The sequence below is a fragment of the Diaphorobacter sp. LI3 genome, from assembly GCF_022807955.1.
Taxonomy (GTDB): domain Bacteria; phylum Pseudomonadota; class Gammaproteobacteria; order Burkholderiales; family Burkholderiaceae_C; genus Diaphorobacter; species Diaphorobacter nitroreducens.
In genome coordinates, this window is sequence record NZ_CP094346.1 from 760,083 (window position 1) to 775,000 (window position 14,918).

General features: G+C 65.4%; 17 protein-coding genes. 14 read left to right on the forward strand and 3 right to left on the reverse strand.

The window, feature by feature from the left end; genetic code table 11:
• The first annotated feature begins 173 nt into the window (after nt 1-173).
• Genes fliL through fliR form a run of 7 tightly spaced genes read left to right on the forward strand, consistent with a single transcriptional unit; the run spans nt 174 to nt 4,379 of the window.
• Nucleotides 174-746 (forward strand): flagellar basal body-associated protein FliL, encoded by a 573-nt coding sequence (fliL, locus tag MRB47_RS03565; RefSeq protein ID WP_088888282.1) that lies wholly within the window; start codon nt 174-176, stop codon nt 744-746.
• Nucleotides 747-761: 15 nt separating this feature from the next.
• Nucleotides 762-1,766: a flagellar motor switch protein FliM gene (gene fliM / locus MRB47_RS03570; protein ID WP_011806887.1), complete on the forward strand. Its 1,005-nt coding sequence runs from the start codon at nt 762-764 to the stop codon at nt 1,764-1,766.
• Entirely contained in the window at nt 1,756-2,205 is a 450-nt protein-coding gene (fliN, locus tag MRB47_RS03575) for a flagellar motor switch protein FliN (protein ID WP_011806886.1), read from the forward strand. Before fliM ends, fliN begins: the two co-directional genes overlap by 11 nt.
• A 7-nt stretch (nt 2,206-2,212) precedes the next feature.
• Nucleotides 2,213-2,575: a FliO/MopB family protein gene (locus tag MRB47_RS03580; RefSeq protein ID WP_015914342.1), complete on the forward strand. Its 363-nt coding sequence runs from the start codon at nt 2,213-2,215 to the stop codon at nt 2,573-2,575.
• Nucleotides 2,568-3,323 carry a flagellar type III secretion system pore protein FliP gene (gene fliP, locus MRB47_RS03585; RefSeq protein ID WP_015914341.1) on the forward strand — a complete coding sequence of 252 codons (756 nt, stop codon included), beginning with the start codon at nt 2,568-2,570 and terminating at the stop codon, nt 3,321-3,323. Before MRB47_RS03580 ends, fliP begins: the two co-directional genes overlap by 8 nt.
• A 10-nt stretch (nt 3,324-3,333) precedes the next feature.
• Nucleotides 3,334-3,603: a flagellar biosynthesis protein FliQ gene (gene fliQ / locus MRB47_RS03590; protein WP_015914340.1), complete on the forward strand. Its 270-nt coding sequence runs from the start codon at nt 3,334-3,336 to the stop codon at nt 3,601-3,603.
• A gap of 5 nt (nt 3,604-3,608) precedes the next feature.
• Nucleotides 3,609-4,379 (forward strand): flagellar biosynthetic protein FliR, encoded by a 771-nt coding sequence (gene fliR, locus MRB47_RS03595; protein WP_011806882.1) that lies wholly within the window; start codon nt 3,609-3,611, stop codon nt 4,377-4,379.
• 98 nt (nt 4,380-4,477) lie between these two features.
• Here the strand turns inward: fliR and MRB47_RS03600 are convergent, their stop codons facing one another.
• Both MRB47_RS03600 and MRB47_RS03605 read right to left on the reverse strand, forming a co-directional pair.
• Nucleotides 4,478-5,107 (reverse strand): response regulator transcription factor, encoded by a 630-nt coding sequence (locus MRB47_RS03600; protein ID WP_252101919.1) that lies wholly within the window; start codon nt 5,105-5,107, stop codon nt 4,478-4,480.
• Nucleotides 5,104-6,225, reverse strand: a complete 1,122-nt coding sequence (locus tag MRB47_RS03605) for an ATP-binding protein (RefSeq protein WP_252101920.1) — start codon at nt 6,223-6,225, stop codon at nt 5,104-5,106. Before MRB47_RS03605 ends, MRB47_RS03600 begins: the two co-directional genes overlap by 4 nt.
• A 149-nt stretch (nt 6,226-6,374) precedes the next feature.
• On the opposite strand from MRB47_RS03605, the gene MRB47_RS03610 reads away from it, so the two are divergent.
• The 7 genes from MRB47_RS03610 (at nt 6,375) to MRB47_RS03640 (ending at nt 12,828) form a co-directional block, all read left to right on the forward strand.
• Nucleotides 6,375-6,821 carry a hypothetical protein gene (locus tag MRB47_RS03610; protein ID WP_015914337.1) on the forward strand — a complete coding sequence of 149 codons (447 nt, stop codon included), beginning with the start codon at nt 6,375-6,377 and terminating at the stop codon, nt 6,819-6,821.
• A 68-nt stretch (nt 6,822-6,889) separates the two neighbouring features.
• A complete protein-coding gene (locus MRB47_RS03615; protein WP_011806878.1) occupies nt 6,890-7,252 on the forward strand; it encodes a response regulator in 363 nt (120 codons plus the stop codon).
• Between the two features lie 51 nt (nt 7,253-7,303).
• Nucleotides 7,304-9,436, forward strand: a complete 2,133-nt coding sequence (locus tag MRB47_RS03620; protein ID WP_252101921.1) for a chemotaxis protein CheA — start codon at nt 7,304-7,306, stop codon at nt 9,434-9,436.
• A gap of 33 nt (nt 9,437-9,469) precedes the next feature.
• On the forward strand, nt 9,470-9,958 hold the full coding sequence (locus MRB47_RS03625; RefSeq protein WP_011806876.1) for a chemotaxis protein CheW: 489 nt from the start codon (nt 9,470-9,472) through the stop codon (nt 9,956-9,958).
• A gap of 48 nt (nt 9,959-10,006) precedes the next feature.
• Nucleotides 10,007-10,900: a CheR family methyltransferase gene (locus MRB47_RS03630; RefSeq protein WP_252101922.1), complete on the forward strand. Its 894-nt coding sequence runs from the start codon at nt 10,007-10,009 to the stop codon at nt 10,898-10,900.
• 40 nt (nt 10,901-10,940) lie between these two features.
• Nucleotides 10,941-11,678: a chemoreceptor glutamine deamidase CheD gene (cheD, locus tag MRB47_RS03635; protein WP_123676764.1), complete on the forward strand. Its 738-nt coding sequence runs from the start codon at nt 10,941-10,943 to the stop codon at nt 11,676-11,678.
• 37 nt (nt 11,679-11,715) lie between these two features.
• Entirely contained in the window at nt 11,716-12,828 is a 1,113-nt protein-coding gene (locus MRB47_RS03640) for a chemotaxis response regulator protein-glutamate methylesterase (RefSeq protein ID WP_252101923.1), read from the forward strand.
• A gap of 9 nt (nt 12,829-12,837) precedes the next feature.
• Here the strand turns inward: MRB47_RS03640 and abc-f are convergent, their stop codons facing one another.
• Complete coding sequence (gene abc-f / locus MRB47_RS03645) at nt 12,838-14,724, reverse strand: ribosomal protection-like ABC-F family protein (protein ID WP_252101924.1); 1,887 nt, start codon at nt 14,722-14,724, stop codon at nt 12,838-12,840.
• Nucleotides 14,725-14,918 lie beyond the last annotated feature (194 nt).

Sequence of the window (14,918 nt, forward strand, 5' to 3'; positions counted from 1 at the left end):
GCAGTGGTGCGCATCGGGGCGCATGCGGCTGAAAACCCGGGTTTTGGGCGCTTATTCTGGCTTTCGCGGGGTGCCGGGGCGTTCAATAATCGGCCATCACTGCGGGGAAGGGCCTTTCGGCCCGCCGCCCGCAGCCCACTTCCCCTGCCCTTGTTGCGCAAGAAAGCCCCAACGTGTCCGACAACACTGCTGCCCCGGCCAAAAGCAAGAAACTGATCATCATCCTGGCCGTTCTCGCCCTGGTGCTGGTGGCGGGCGGCGCCGCAGCCTGGATGATGCTGTCCCAGCGCCACGCGGCCGAGGACGAGGAGGGCGGCGGCCGGGCGGTCGCCCAGGCAGGCACGCCCAAGACACCTCCCACCTTCCTGCCCATGGACAACATGGTGGTCAACCTGGCCGACCCCGGTGGCGACCGCTTTGCCCAGGTGGGCATCACGCTGGAGCTGGCCGACGGCAAGACGGCGGACCAGGTGAAGGCCTACATGCCCACCATCCGCAGCGGCGTATTGCTGCTGCTGTCGCAGCGCACAACCGACGAGTTGCTGACGCGCGAGGGCAAGGAGAAGCTGGCGGTGGACATCCGCCGCGAAGTGTCGCGCCCGCTGGGCTACAGCGTGCCCAAGCCGCGCAAGCGCTCGGCCAGCCGCGATCCCTTGGACGAGGATGTCGAAGAAGAAGAACCCCGTCCCCGCGCCGACACCAATCCGGTGCGGCAGGTGCTGTTCTCCAGCTTCATCATCCAGTGAGGAAAGGTTGCAGCCATGAGTGAGTCCTTTCTGTCCCAGGAAGAAGTCGATGCCCTGCTGGAGGGCGTGACGGGCGAGAGCCAGAAGACCGTCAAGGAGGAGATCGAGGCCGGCGCCGTCCGCAACTACGACATCTCCAGCCAGGAGCGCATCGTGCGCGGCCGCATGCCGACGATGGAAATCGTCAACGAGCGGTTTGCGCGCAACTTCCGCATCGGCCTGTTCAATTTCATCCGCCGCAGCCCCGAGATTTCCGTGGGCACCGTGTCGGTGCAGCGCTACAGCGCCTTCCTGCGCGAGCTAGTGGTGCCGACCAACTTCAACATCGTCGCCATTCGTCCGCTGCGCGGCAGCGGCCTGGTCGTGTGCGAACCGTCGCTCGTGTTCGGCATCATCGACACGCTGTACGGCGGCGTGGGCAAGTTCCAGACCCGCATCGAAGGGCGTGACTTCTCGGCCACCGAACAGCGCGTGATCAACCGCCTGGTGGACGTGATCTGCGCGGAATACAAGAAGGCCTGGCAAGGCATCTACCCCCTGGAGCTGGCCTACCAGCGCTCGGAGATGCAGCCGCAGTTCGCCAACATCGCCACGCCCAGCGAGATCGTGGTGTCCACCGCCTTCCAACTGGAGATCGGCGACCTGGCCGGCGCGATCCACATCTGCATGCCGTATGCCACGCTGGAGCCCATCCGCGACGTGCTGTACTCGTCGGTGCAGGGTGACGCGATCGAGGTGGACCGGCGCTGGGTGCGCGTGCTCACGCGCGAGATCCAGGCCGCCGAGGTCACGCTGGTGGCCGAGCTGGCGCGCGCCGACGCCACGGTGGAGCAACTGCTGGCCATGAAGCCGGGCGACTTCATCGAACTGGAGCGCGAGCCGCGCATCCGCGCCTCCATCGAGGGGGTGCCCGTTTTCGAGTGCCAGTACGGCACACACAACTCCAAGTACGCGATCCGCATCGAGGAATGCCTGCGCGGTGCCGAAGCGCACTGGATGGGAGAAAAGAATGTCAACTGAATCCGACCACAACGACAACTCTGGCGGGTCCGCTGCGGACGACCCGTTTGCCGGCTGGGCCGAGGCGCTGGAAGAGCAAAAGCGCGTCGACGGGCAGACCATCGATGCCGAGCAGGGAGGCCCGTTGTCGGGCGAGCCCGCGCGCCCCTATGCCGCCGGTGGCGAGCCGCAGGTGCACGACATCAACATGGTGCTGGACATTCCGGTGCAGCTGTCGGTGGAACTGGGCCGCACCAAGGTGCCGATCAAATACATCCTGCAGCTGGCCCAGGGGTCGGTGGTCGAACTGGACGCGCTGGCCGGCGAGCCCATGGACGTGCTGGTCAACGGCTACCTCATCGCCCAGGGTGAAGTGGTGGTGGTGAACGATAAGTTCGGTATCCGCCTGACCGACGTGGTCACGCCTTCGGAGCGGCTGCGCCGCGTCAGCCGTGGATAGCGTGGGTATGACGCAGACGCTGCTGCTGGTGGTGCTGTTCGTCGGCGCGCTGGCGGCCTTGCCGTGGCTGATTCGCCGGCTGCAGCAGCGCCAAGCCGGCTTGCAGGCCCATGCGGGAGGCGCCTCGCGTGTGCTTTCGGCGGTGGCCGTGGGGCCGCAGCAGCGCGTGGTGACCGTGGAGGTCGGCCCGCCGCAGCAGCGCACGCTGCTGGTACTGGGCGTGACCGCGCAGCAGATCAACTGCCTGCATGTACTGCCGGCGGCTGCAGCGCCGGGGTCGGCGCCAGCGCCTTCGTTTGCCGCCGAGATGGCGGCCGCGCGCGCGCAGACCGTACAGCCGGCGCATGCGGGCGGAGACGGCCATGCATAAGGCCGTGCGCGGCATTGCGGCCGGTGCGGCAGGCCTGCTGCTGGCGGGCGCCGCCTGGGCGCAGCAGCAGCCCGCGGGCGCGCTGCCGCTGGTGATCGGCTCGGGGCCGGGCGGCACGAGCTACTCGGTGCCCATCCAGACGCTGCTGTTCTTCACGGCGCTGTCGTTCCTGCCGGCCGTGCTGCTCATGATGACGGGCTTCACGCGCATCGTGATCGTGCTGTCGCTGCTGCGCCAGGCCATCGGCACGCAGTCCGCGCCGCCCAACCAGGTCATCATCGGCCTGTCGCTGTTCCTCACGCTGTTCGTCATGGGGCCCACGCTGGACAAGGTGTACCAGGAGGCCTACGTGCCCTACACCACCAACGCCATCACCTTCGAGCAGGCCATCCAGAGGGCAGAGGCGCCCATGCGCGGCTTCATGCTCAAGCAGACGCGGCAGTCCGACTTCGCGCTGTTCGCACGCCTGGCCAAGCTGGACGAGGGCGTGACGGCCGAGACTGCGCCGCTGCGCGTGCTGGTGCCGGCCTTCGTGACCAGCGAGCTGAAGTCGGCCTTCCAGATCGGCTTCATGATCTTCATTCCGTTCCTGATCATCGACATGGTGGTCTCCAGCGTGCTCATGTCGCTGGGCATGATGATGCTGTCGCCGGTGCTGGTGGCGCTGCCGTTCAAGCTCATGCTGTTCGTGCTGGCCGATGGCTGGAACCTGCTCATCGGCTCGCTGGCCGCGAGCTTCGCGACGTGAAGGATTCCGCATGACCTCCCAGTTCGTGCTCACCATGGGCCGTGACGCGCTCACCCTGCTGCTGATGATCTCCATGCCGGTGCTGGGCGTGGTGATGGCCGTGGGCCTACTGGTGAGCATCTTCCAGGCCGTGACGCAGATCCACGAGGCCACGCTGGCCTTCGTGCCCAAGCTGATCGCGGCCGTGGTGGTGTTCGCGATCGCCGGGCCGTGGATGCTGACCACGCTGGTGGACTTCCTGCGCCGCACGATCGAGGCCATTCCGTCCGTCGTCGGGTAGGCATCTTGATCACCTTCACCGAGGCGCAGATCATGGCCTGGCTGTCGCCGGTGCTGTGGCCGTTCCTGCGCGTGCTGGCGCTGTTCACGTCGGCGCCGGTGTTCTCGATGCGCGTGATCCCGGTGCGCACGCGCATCGGGCTGGCCTTTTTGGTGGCGGTGTGCGCGCAGGCAGTGCTGCCCGAGCAGCCGGTCATCAGCCTAAACAGCCGCGAGGCTGCGGGCGCGGTGGTGCAGCAGGTGGGGATTGGCCTGGCGATGGGCTTCGCTGTGCGTCTGGTGTTCGCGGCCGTGGAGCTGGCCGGCGAAATCATCGGCCTGCAGATGGGCCTGAACTTCGCTTCCTTCTTCGACCCCGCGAGCAATGCGCAGGTGAGCGCGGTGGCGCGCTTCTTCGGCAACATCTCCATGCTGCTGTTCGTGGTGATCAACGGCCACCTGATGGTGTTGATGGCCGTGGTCAAGAGTTTCGACAGCTTCCCCGTGGGCGGCAACTTTCTGCAGGCCATCGGGCAGATGCGGCTGCACGAGCTGGGTGCGTCGCTGTTCTCCAGCGCTTTGTGGATCGCGTTGCCCATGATTGCGCTGCTGCTGTTCGTGAACCTGACCCTGGGCATCATCTCGCGCGTGGCGCCGCAGATGAACATCTATGCCGTGGGCTTCCCGGTCACGCTCACCGTGGGCATGCTGGGCATCACGGCCACGCTGCCGATGCTGGAGCAGCCCATGCTGGCGCTGCTGCAGCAGTCCATCGACCTGTTCGCCGCGCCGCGTTAGCCGGTCAAAAAAGAGAGCTGCCAGCGCTTGCTACAAGCCATTCTCAATATCAAAACATATTGAAATGCATGTGCATCAAGCGGTGGCAGCTATTGTTTTCATACCAACCGATTGCGGATCGCGTACACCGTCAGCTCCGCGTTGTTGGCCAGCTTGAGCTTTTCCAGCACCCGCGCGCGGTACACGCTCACGGTCTTGGGGCTGAGCATCAGCTCCTCGGCGATGTCCGACAGGCGCTTGCCCGAGGCGATCTTCACCAGCGTCTGCAGCTCGCGCTCCGACAGCGATTCATGCGGCAGCTCAAGCGTGGGCTGCGCCAGGCTGTCGGCCAGCAACTGCGCCACCTCGGGCGTGAGGTACTTGCGCCCCTGCACGATGGTCTGCACCGCGGCGATGAGCTGCACCGGGTCACCCGCCTTGTTGGCGTAGCCGTGCGCGCCGGCCTTCAGGCAGCGCAGCGCGTACTGGTCCTCGGGATACATCGAGACGATCAGCACCTTGATGTCCGGGTGCGTCTCCTTTACGCTGGCCATCACCTCCAGGCCGCTGCGCCCGGGCAGGTTCAGGTCCAGCAGCAGCACGTCGCAGGCGGCCGTGCGCAGCACCTCGCGCAACTCGGGATAACTGCCGGCCTCGCCGGTCACGTGGATATCGGGCGACTCGGTCAGCGTGTCGCGTATGCCGCGCCGCAGCACGGCATGGTCATCGCATAGCACCACCTGGATCACTGCACATCTCCTGCTTCGCCTGCGGGCGATGTTAGCGGCACGGTCATGATCACCGACGTGCCATGGCCCGGCCGGCTGCTGATGTCCATCCAGCCGCCCGCGCGCCGCGCGCGCTCCTGCAGGCCCTGCAGGCCGAAGGAGCGGGGCTTCTTGCGCATCTCGGGCGCCATGCCGCGGCCGTCGTCGGTCACCTCCAGCGTCAGCACGTCCTCGTGGTCCGACAGATCGATGCGCACCTGGCCGGCCTGCGCGTGCTTTTGCACGTTGGTCAGCGCCTCTTGCGCGGTGCGGTAGGCCACCAGTTGCAGCGCGGGCGGCACGTCCAGCGCCTCGCGGCTGGCGGTGACGCGCACGGGGATGCGCGTGCGGCGCTCGAAGGTCTCGGCCAGCCAGCGCACGGCGGCCACGAGGCCCTGGTCCAGCACGGGCGGTCGCAGGTTCATCATGAGGCGCTGTGCCGCGTCGATGGCGTGCTGCAGCATCTCGCTGGCGGTGCCGGCGTGTTCGCGCAGGCCGTCCTCACCGGCGTGGCGGCCGATCCAGGCCAGGTCGAATTTCACCGCGGCCAGCGCGCCGCCGATGTCGTCATGGATCTCGCGCGCGATGGCGGCGCGTTCTTCCTCGATGGAGGTCTGCAGGTGCTCGGCCAGGTCGGCCAACTGCTGCCGGGACTCGGCCAACTCGGCCGCGGCCTCCTCGCGCGCGCGGCGGGCCTGCGCGACCTCCATCGCTCGCGCCAGCACATGCGGCAGGCGCGCCATGTCGTCCTTGAGCAGGTAGTCGGCAAAGCCCAGCCGCATGGCGTCCACCGCCGCAGCCTCGCCGATCGCGCCGGACAACAGCACGAAGGGCGGGTGCCCCGGGCATTGGTCCACGATGCGCCAGGCATCCAGCGCCGTGAAGCCGGGCAGGCGGTAGTCCGCCAGGATCACGTCGAACGATTCCCGCTCCAGCCACCCGGTGAAGGCCTCCAGGGAGTCCACTTGGTGGATCTCATGGGACAGCCCGGCGCGCCGCAGCGTCAGCCGCACCAGCGCGTGGTCGGCGGTTGAGTCCTCGAGATGCAGCACTCGCACGGGTCTTTTCGGGGCCTCAAGATCGGTGGGAGTGGGTATCATAGGATACATATTGGAACAAATTGGGCCCGAAACGGTCATTCCAGCCTGTGGCGCGGTACAACGGATGCCGTAATGCTGCAGCACAGGCGACAGGATTGGGCCCCGGACGATGGTGCCGCCGGCTGTGCGCCAGCAGCTATGGAGAAACGATGCAATCTACGCTAAATACGCCAGATGGGCCTGCCGTGCAGGTGCCCGTCATGGTGGCGGCCGAGTTGCAGGATTCCCTGCTGATGGCCATGCACGACCTGCACCGGCTGGAAGGGCTGCTCAACCACGCCACCGAGAACCTGCTCGCGCGTTTCGGCGAGGCCAACGCCTCGCTGACGGATGAGCTCATCGGCGCGTCGGCAGAGTTGGCCGATTTGCGCACCGCCTTGCGCAGTGCAGTGACGGAGTTGCAGTTTCACGACATGGCGACCCAGCTCATCATCCACACTACCAAGGTGTTGCAGGGATGCGCCTTTCGCCTGGCGGCCGAGACCATGGGACAAGAAGAGGGGGAGGACGCCGCGCCGCTGGAGGGTGTGGTGCCCGATCGGCCCAACCCTGTCACGCAAAGCGAGATGGAGGCCGGCTCGATCGAGCTGTTCTGATCCAGGCGCGGTTCCCGTATCTCCCAACCCATTAACCTTATTCAAATCAAAAGTCGTTGGAGCTTTACATGCAGTCCATTCTTGCGGTCGATGATTCTCCGTCCATGCGGAAAATGGTTTCCTTCACGCTCACCGGAGCGGGGTACCACGTGGTGGAAGCGGTGGATGGCCAGGACGCGCTGGAAAAGGCCGAGACCCACGACATCCATCTGGTGCTGGCCGACCAGAACATGCCGCGCCTGGACGGCATCGGCCTCACGCGCAAGCTGCGCGAGCATCCGCGCTTCAAGAGCATTCCCATCCTCATCCTCACGACGGAATCCAGCGACCAGATGAAGCAGGCCGGCCGCAGCGCGGGCGCCACCGGCTGGCTGGTCAAGCCGTTCGACCCCACGCGCCTCATCGAAGTGATCCAAAAGGTCATCCGCTGATCGCGCCGGCCACACCAACACCTACGACGTAGCACACAGGAACTCGGGACCATGGCGGATACCTACCAAGAGGGCGCAGGCGCGGACTTTGACCTCAGCCAGTTCTATCAGATCTTCTTCGAAGAGGCCGGCGAGAACCTGGACCAGATGGAGCAGATGCTGCTGGACCTGGACGTGGATGCCGCCAACGACGAAGAGCTGAACGGCATCTTCCGCTGCGCGCATTCCATCAAGGGCGGCTCGGCCACCTTCGGTTTTTCGGATGTGGCGGAACTCACGCATCAGATGGAATCGCTGCTGGACCGGCTGCGCCGCCACGAACTCCAGCTGATCCCGCAGATGGTGGACGTGCTGCTGGAGTCGGCGGACGCCTCGCGCAGCCTGCTGGCACGCCATCAGGCGGGCGGGCAGGGTGAGGCGGTTTCCACGCATGATCTCGTGCGCCGCATCAGCGAACTGGCGGCCGGCGCCGTGCCTGCGGCAGCGCCCGCCGCAGCGGTGCCCGCTCCAGCGCCTGTGGTTGCTGCGGCACCTGCGCCAACGCCCGTGGTGGCGCCGGTGGTGCCCGCTGCGGCGGTCCCCGGCGGCGCTCGCTCGCTGGAGATCCACATCGGTCCACTCGCCCAGGTGACATTGGCCGATGCCATCAAGGACCTGTTCCGCGACATCCCGGGCTTGGGCAGCATCAACGATCTGCCGGAAGACCGCCCCGGCATGCGCCGGTTCGCAGTGCAGACCACGTCCACGGACGAGGATCTGCTGGACCTGTTCGCATTCCATGTGGCGAAGGAGCAGGTGGCCATCCACGACGCGGCGACCTCCGCGGCGCCTGCCGCGCAAGAGGCCCATGAGCCGCTGGAGCCATCCGCTGCGGCCCTGGCCGAGCCGTACGGCTTCTTTGCCGGCGCGCCGGGCGTGCCTGTCGAGGCCGCTCCTGCCGCCGCACCGGCCAGTGCTGCTGAGCGGCCCGCCGCGCGTGCCGCCTCCGCCGAGGCCAAGGGCGGCGCGCAGGCCTCCATGGAATCGTCCACCATCCGCGTGGCGGTGAGCAAGGTGGATCAGCTCATCAACCTGGTGGGCGAACTGGTCATCACCCAGGCCATGCTGGCGCAGAACAGCCGTGGCCTGGATGCGGGCGTCTACCAGCAACTGCTGGCAGGCCTGGCCGACCTGGACCGCAACACGCGCGACCTGCAGGAATCCGTGATGTCGATCCGCATGATTCCCATGTCGATCGTGTTCAACCGATTCCCGCGCATGCTGCGTGACTTGGCGGGCAAGCTGGGCAAGAAGGTGGATTTCGTCACCCACGGCGAGGCGACCGAACTGGACAAGAGCCTGGTCGAGAAGATCACCGACCCGCTGACCCACCTGGTGCGCAACAGCTGCGACCACGGCATCGAGATGCCCGCCGACCGCCTGGCTGCGGGCAAGCCAGAACACGGCACCATCACGCTGTCGGCATCGCACCAGGGGGGCTCCATCGTGATCGAGGTGCGCGACGACGGCAAGGGCATGTCGCGCGAGAAGATCCTTAAGAAGGCGCGCGAGCGTGGGCTGGATGTTTCCGACGCCATGCCCGACAGCGAGGTCTGGAACCTGATCTTCGCGCCCGGCTTCTCGACGGCGGATGTGGTGACCGATGTCTCGGGCCGCGGCGTGGGCATGGACGTCGTCAAGCGCAACATCACCGCGCTGGGCGGTTCGGTGGAGATTGATTCCGCTGAGGGCTACGGCATGCGTGTGTCCGTGCGCCTGCCGCTGACGCTGGCCATCATGGACGGCATGTCGGTGGGCGTGAGCGACGAGGTGTACATCCTGCCGCTGTCGTCAGTGGTGGAGTCGTTCCAGGTCAACGGTGGCGAAGTGAACACCGTGGCCCAGGGCTCCCAGCTGGTGAAGGTGCGCGACGAATACATGCCCGTGGTGGCGCTGGAGAAGATCTTCCAGGTGCCGCGCCCCGACGCGAATTCCACCAGCAGCATCATGGTGGTGGTGGAGGCCGATGGCAGCCGCGTGGCCGTGCTGGTTGACGAACTGCTGGGGCAGCATCAGGTGGTGGTGAAGAACCTGGAGACCAACTACCGCAAGGTGCCCAACGTGTCGGGCGCCACCATTCTGGGGGATGGCACCGTGGCCTTGATTCTGGACACGGCTGCCCTGGTGCGCCGTGCGCGCCACTGAATTGCGAAACGCTGAACGACGAGGAGTGAGGGCATGAGTCTGGTGGACAAGGGCGCAGAGACCACGGCTGCGGGCGCGAGGGAATACCTGACGTTCCGCTTGGGCCAGGAGGAATACGGCATCGACATCCTCAAGGTGCAGGAAATCCGCGGCTATGAAAACCCCACGCGCATCGCCCATGCGCCGGCTTTCATCAAAGGGGTGACCAACCTGCGAGGCACCATCGTGCCGATCGTGGACATGCGGCTGCGCTTCAACTGTGCGCAGGCCGAGTACAACAGCTTCACGGTCGTCATCATCCTGAACCTGCGCGAGCGGGTGGTGGGCATCGTGGTGGATTCCGTGAGCGACGTGATGGAGCTGACGCCCGAACAGGTTCGCACGGCCCCGGACATCGAGAGCTCCATCGACGCGCAGTGCATCCGCGGGCTTGGCTCGGTGGGCGACCGCATGCTCATCCTGCTGGACATCGAAAAACTCATGGCCGGCATGGACATGGGCCTTGCCATGGCCGGGGACTGATGCGGCGAGCCGCAGCCTTCCCGCTATACACACGTTGACGAGCGCGCCATGAGCCTGACCGCCAGCCCCACCGCCGCGCCACGGCGCCCGGCCCGCCCCGCTGCGGGGGCTGCTGCTCCCGTGGCCGAGAGTGGCGAAGGGCGCGAGTTCGCCTGGACCCATCAGGACTTCGCGCGGGTGCAGTCCCTGATCTACCAGCGCGCCGGCATCAGCCTGCATGATGGCAAGCACGCCATGGTGTACAGCCGCCTGTCGCGCCGCTTGCGCGATACCGGGTACGACAGCTTTCATGAGTACCTGAGCTGGCTGGAAGGCCACGACGGGCCGGAGTGGCAAGAGTTTGTGAACGCCCTGACCACCAACCTCACGGCGTTCTTTCGCGAGCAACACCATTTCGAGATCCTGGCGTCGCTGCTGCGCATGCGCTCTGCCGGGCCATGGAACATCTGGTGCAATGCGGCATCGACCGGCGAAGAACCTTACTCGATCGCGATGACGGTCCTGGAAACCCTGGGCAACAACGCGTCTTTCAAGCTGATGGCCAGCGACATCGATTCGCGGGTGCTGGCCACGGCCGCCCGCGGGGTCTATCGCCTCGACGGTCTGAAGGGCTTGAGCCAAGAGCGCCTGCAGCGCTTCTTTCTGCGCGGCAAGGGCGGCAACGCCGGGCTGGCGCGTGTGCGCCCCGAGTTGCGCAAACCCATCGAGTTCCTGAGCGTGAACCTGATCCGCGACGACTGGCCGTTCCGCGAGCCCTTCGACGTAGTCTTTTGCCGCAACGTGATGATTTATTTTGACGGCCCCACCCAGCGACGGGTGCTGGAGCGCATCTACCGTGTGCTCAAGCCTGGCGGCATGCTGTTCGTGGGGCATGCCGAGAACTTCAGCGATTCGCGCGACCTTTTTGCCTTGCGAGGCAAGACGGTGTACGAACGCATCTGATGCGGGCATTTTTGACCTACCGCGAGGCGCTGGCGAATCCATGAGCATCACACCCGGAGCTGATCCACGGCCCTCTGCCTTGCCGGGCGGGGGGCTGGAGCGCCGGCGCACGCCCCGCATCACGCCTCTGCCTATGAATGCCCCGGCAGGCACCGCGCCTGCCATGACGCTGCAGGAGCTCAAGGCCTGTCCGCGCAGGCCGGGTGAGGCATCGTTTTTCTTTTTCGATCACCATTTCCAGCACAACGCGGTGAAGGTCTTGCCAGGCGAGTTTTTTGTCTCGCACGACAGCCTGGCCATCATGACGGTGCTGGGATCGTGCATTGCCGCCTGCCTGTGGGACAGCCGCATGCGCGTGGGAGGCATGAACCACTTCATGCTGCCCGAGGGGGACAGCGCCGATGCGTCGGGCCGGTATGGTTCCTACGCCATGGAACTGCTCATCAATGAGATGATGAAGCTGGGCGCTCGCCGCGAGACGCTGCAGGCCAAGATCTTCGGCGGTGCCCAGGTGATGCACAACTTCACCACGCTCAACGTGGGCGAGCGCAACACCCGCTTTGTGCAAGACTATCTGGCCACGGAGCGCATTCCGGTGGTGTCGGAGGACGTGCTCGACATCTATCCGCGCAAAGTGGTGTTCTTTCCGGTGACGGGCAAGGTGATGGTCAAGCGCCTGGCGCATGCCCATCCAGAAACGCTGGAGCAGGAAGTGGTGCGGGGCAACGCGGCTACCGTGGCGCGCGCCACCAGCGGAGGCTCCGTGGATCTGTTCTGATCGGCGGCACTAACAACACAGCAAGGATTTGAAAGGCATGAGCGGCAAGATCAGGGTGATCGTGGTGGACGATTCGGCATTGGTGCGCAGCCTGCTGTCGGAGATCATCAACCGCCAGAGCGACATGGAGTGCATCGGCACGGCCAACGACCCGCTGATCGCGCGCGAGATGATCCGTGAGAAAAATCCCGACGTGATCACGCTCGATGTGGAGATGCCGCGCATGGACGGCATCGACTTCCTGGGGCGCTTGATGCGCCTGCGGCCGATGCCCGTGGTGATGATCTCGACCCTGACCGAGCGCGGCGCCGAAGTGACCATGCGGGCGCTCGAACTGGGGGCCGTGGATTTCGTCGCCAAGCCGCGCGTGGGGCTGTCCAGCGGACTGAACGAATTGGCGGCTCAGATCGTGGACAAGATCCGCGTTGCGGCCGTGGCCCATGTGCGGCGCGCCCCCGCGCGCAGCGCCGCCGCCATTGTCCACCCCGATGCAGGTGCCGCTACCGCGCCGGCTCCCGCTCCCGCGGCGTCGGCGCTGCTGGGGCGCGTCTCTACCGAAAAGGTGATTTGCATTGGCGCGTCGACCGGCGGCACCGAGGCCATCCGCGAGGTCCTGATCCATATGCCGGCCGACTCTCCGGCCATCGTGATCACCCAGCATATGCCGCCAGGGTTCACCACCAGTTTTGCCGCGCGGCTCAACAGCCTGTGCCAGATCACGGTCAAAGAGGCGGTGAACGGCGAGCGGATTCTGCCCGGCCATGTCTATATTGCGCCGGGGGGGCGGCAGTTCTACCTGGCACGCAGCGGCGCCAACTATGTAGCGGTGGTGGATGACAGCCCGCCGGTCAACCGGCACAAGCCTTCGGTGGAGGTGCTGTTCAAGTCGGCAGCCGCCGTGGTGGGGCGCAATGCCTACGGCATCATGCTCACCGGCATGGGCGGGGATGGCGCTGCTGCCATGCGTGAGATGCGCGACGCAGGCAGCTACAACTACGTGCAGGACGAAGCCAGTTGCATCGTCTTCGGCATGCCGCGCGAGGCCATCGCCCATGGGGCGGCCGACGAGGTGCTGCCGCTGTCGCAGATCGCACAGGCGCTGATTGCGCGCCTGCGCGGCTCCACCGACCGGTTGCACCACCGCATCTGACCGGCCTCGTCAGGACGAGAGCGCGGACCAGCGCTCCAGCGCCTGCATTAACAGATCTTCGATCTCTCCGTCACGCGTATGCAGCGCCGTCGCCCGCGCGCCGTCTCGGCTGTACAGGCTGCCGTCCGCCAATTCATCGCGGATCGCCCTTTGCTCGGCCTCCAGTGCGTCGATCTGGGCAGGTAGCTGCTCCAGTTCACGCTGCTCCTTGTAGCTAAGCTTCTTTTTTTGTAGCTGCTCGCGCTTATCTGGCGGGCGTTTTTGCTCGTTTTTGCTCGTATTTTTCTCAGGAACCGCCGGTCCGCCCGCGAGTGAACGGCTGCGGTTCGACTGGGCCAGCCAGTCCTGCACGCCGCCCTCATACTCCCGCCACAGGCCATTCCCCTCGAACGCAAGGGTGCTGGTGACCACGTTGTCCAAGAAGGTGCGGTCGTGGCTCACCACGAACACCGTGCCGTCGTAATCCTGTAGCAGCTCTTCCAGCAGCTCGAGGGTGTCAATGTCCAGGTCGTTGGTGGGCTCGTCCAGCACCAGCACGTTGGCGGGCCGCGCAAACAGCCGTGCCAGCAGCAGGCGGTTGCGCTCGCCGCCGGACAGGGAGCGCACGGGGGAGTTCGCCCGGGCGGGGGAGAACAGGAAATCGCCGAGGTAGCTCTTCACATGCTTGCGCTGCGTGCCGATCTCGATCCACTCGCTGCCAGGACTGATGAAGTCCTCCAGCGTGGCATCCATGTCGATACTGTGGCGCATCTGGTCGAAATACGCGACCTGCAGGTTGGCGCCGCGGCGTACCGTACCGCTGTCAGGCTCCAGTTCACCCAGGATGAGCTTGAGCAGGGTGGTTTTCCCCGCACCGTTGGGACCGATCAAACCCACCTTGTCGCCCCGCAGGATGGTGGCGCTGAAGTCCCGCACGATGGTTTTGTCGCCAAAGGTTTTGGTTACGTGCGCCAGCTCGGCGATGATCTTCCCCTGGTAGCTGTTCTGGCTGCCCGAGGCGATGTCCATCTTGACGCTGCCAACCGCGTCACGGCGCGCGGCGCGATTGGCGCGCAGGGTCTCCAGTCGACTGATGCGGCTCTGGCTGCGCGTGCGGCGCGCCTCCACGCCCTTGCGGATCCAGACCTCCTCCTGCGCCAGCAGCTTGTCCGCCCGTGCATTAATGACGGCCTCTTGCGCCAACTGCTCTTCCTTTTGCGCCACGTACTGCGCAAAGTTGCCGGGATAGGAGCGCAACTGACCTCGGTCGAGCTCCACGATGCGCGTGGCGATCCGGTCGAGGAACGCACGGTCGTGGGTGATCGTGACGATGCCACCCTTGAAGTCGAGTAGCAGTTCTTCGAGCCACTCTATGGAATCGAGGTCTAGGTGGTTGGTGGGCTCGTCCAGCAGCAGCACGTCTGGGCGGGCCACCAGGGCTTGCGCCAGCGCGACTCGCTTGCGTGTCCCTCCCGAGAGGGTGCCCACGATGGCCTCCGGGGCAAGGTGCAGGCGGTGCAAAGTTTCCTCTACCCGTTGCTCCCAGTTCCAGGCGTCATAAGCCTCGATCTGAGACTGCAATGCATCCAAATCAAGGCCTGTGGCGCCCCCCAGGTATTGTTCCCGCAGCGCGATCGCTTCGCCCAACCCGCGGGCGGCGGATTGGAAGACGGTGTCCTCAGGCTGTAGATCAGGCTCTTGGGCCACATAGGTAATGCGCAGGCCCTGCTGGACACTCAGGGTGCCGTCATCTGCATGGGCCAAGCCGCCCAGAATTTTCAGAAGTGACGACTTCCCCGCACCATTGCGCCCAATCAGTCCCACGCGCTCATTGGATTCCAGCGCGAACGTGGCATGGTCCAACAGCGCTACATGCCCGAACGCCAGCTGGGCGTTCATCAGAGTAATCAATGCCATGGAAGAATTATGAAGCGCCCTCTTGCGAAGGTTGTTTAGAGCGACCTCGACAAAAAAGTGTCATGGAGTGCTTTTTGAGGGAAAACCCGACGTATACTTCTCCCACGCTGCAATGCACAGTCATCACAAATGTGAATTGTCGTTTGTAGCGAAGGGGAGTTGAAAAATTCTCTGCTTTGAGTTGATCTGGGGTT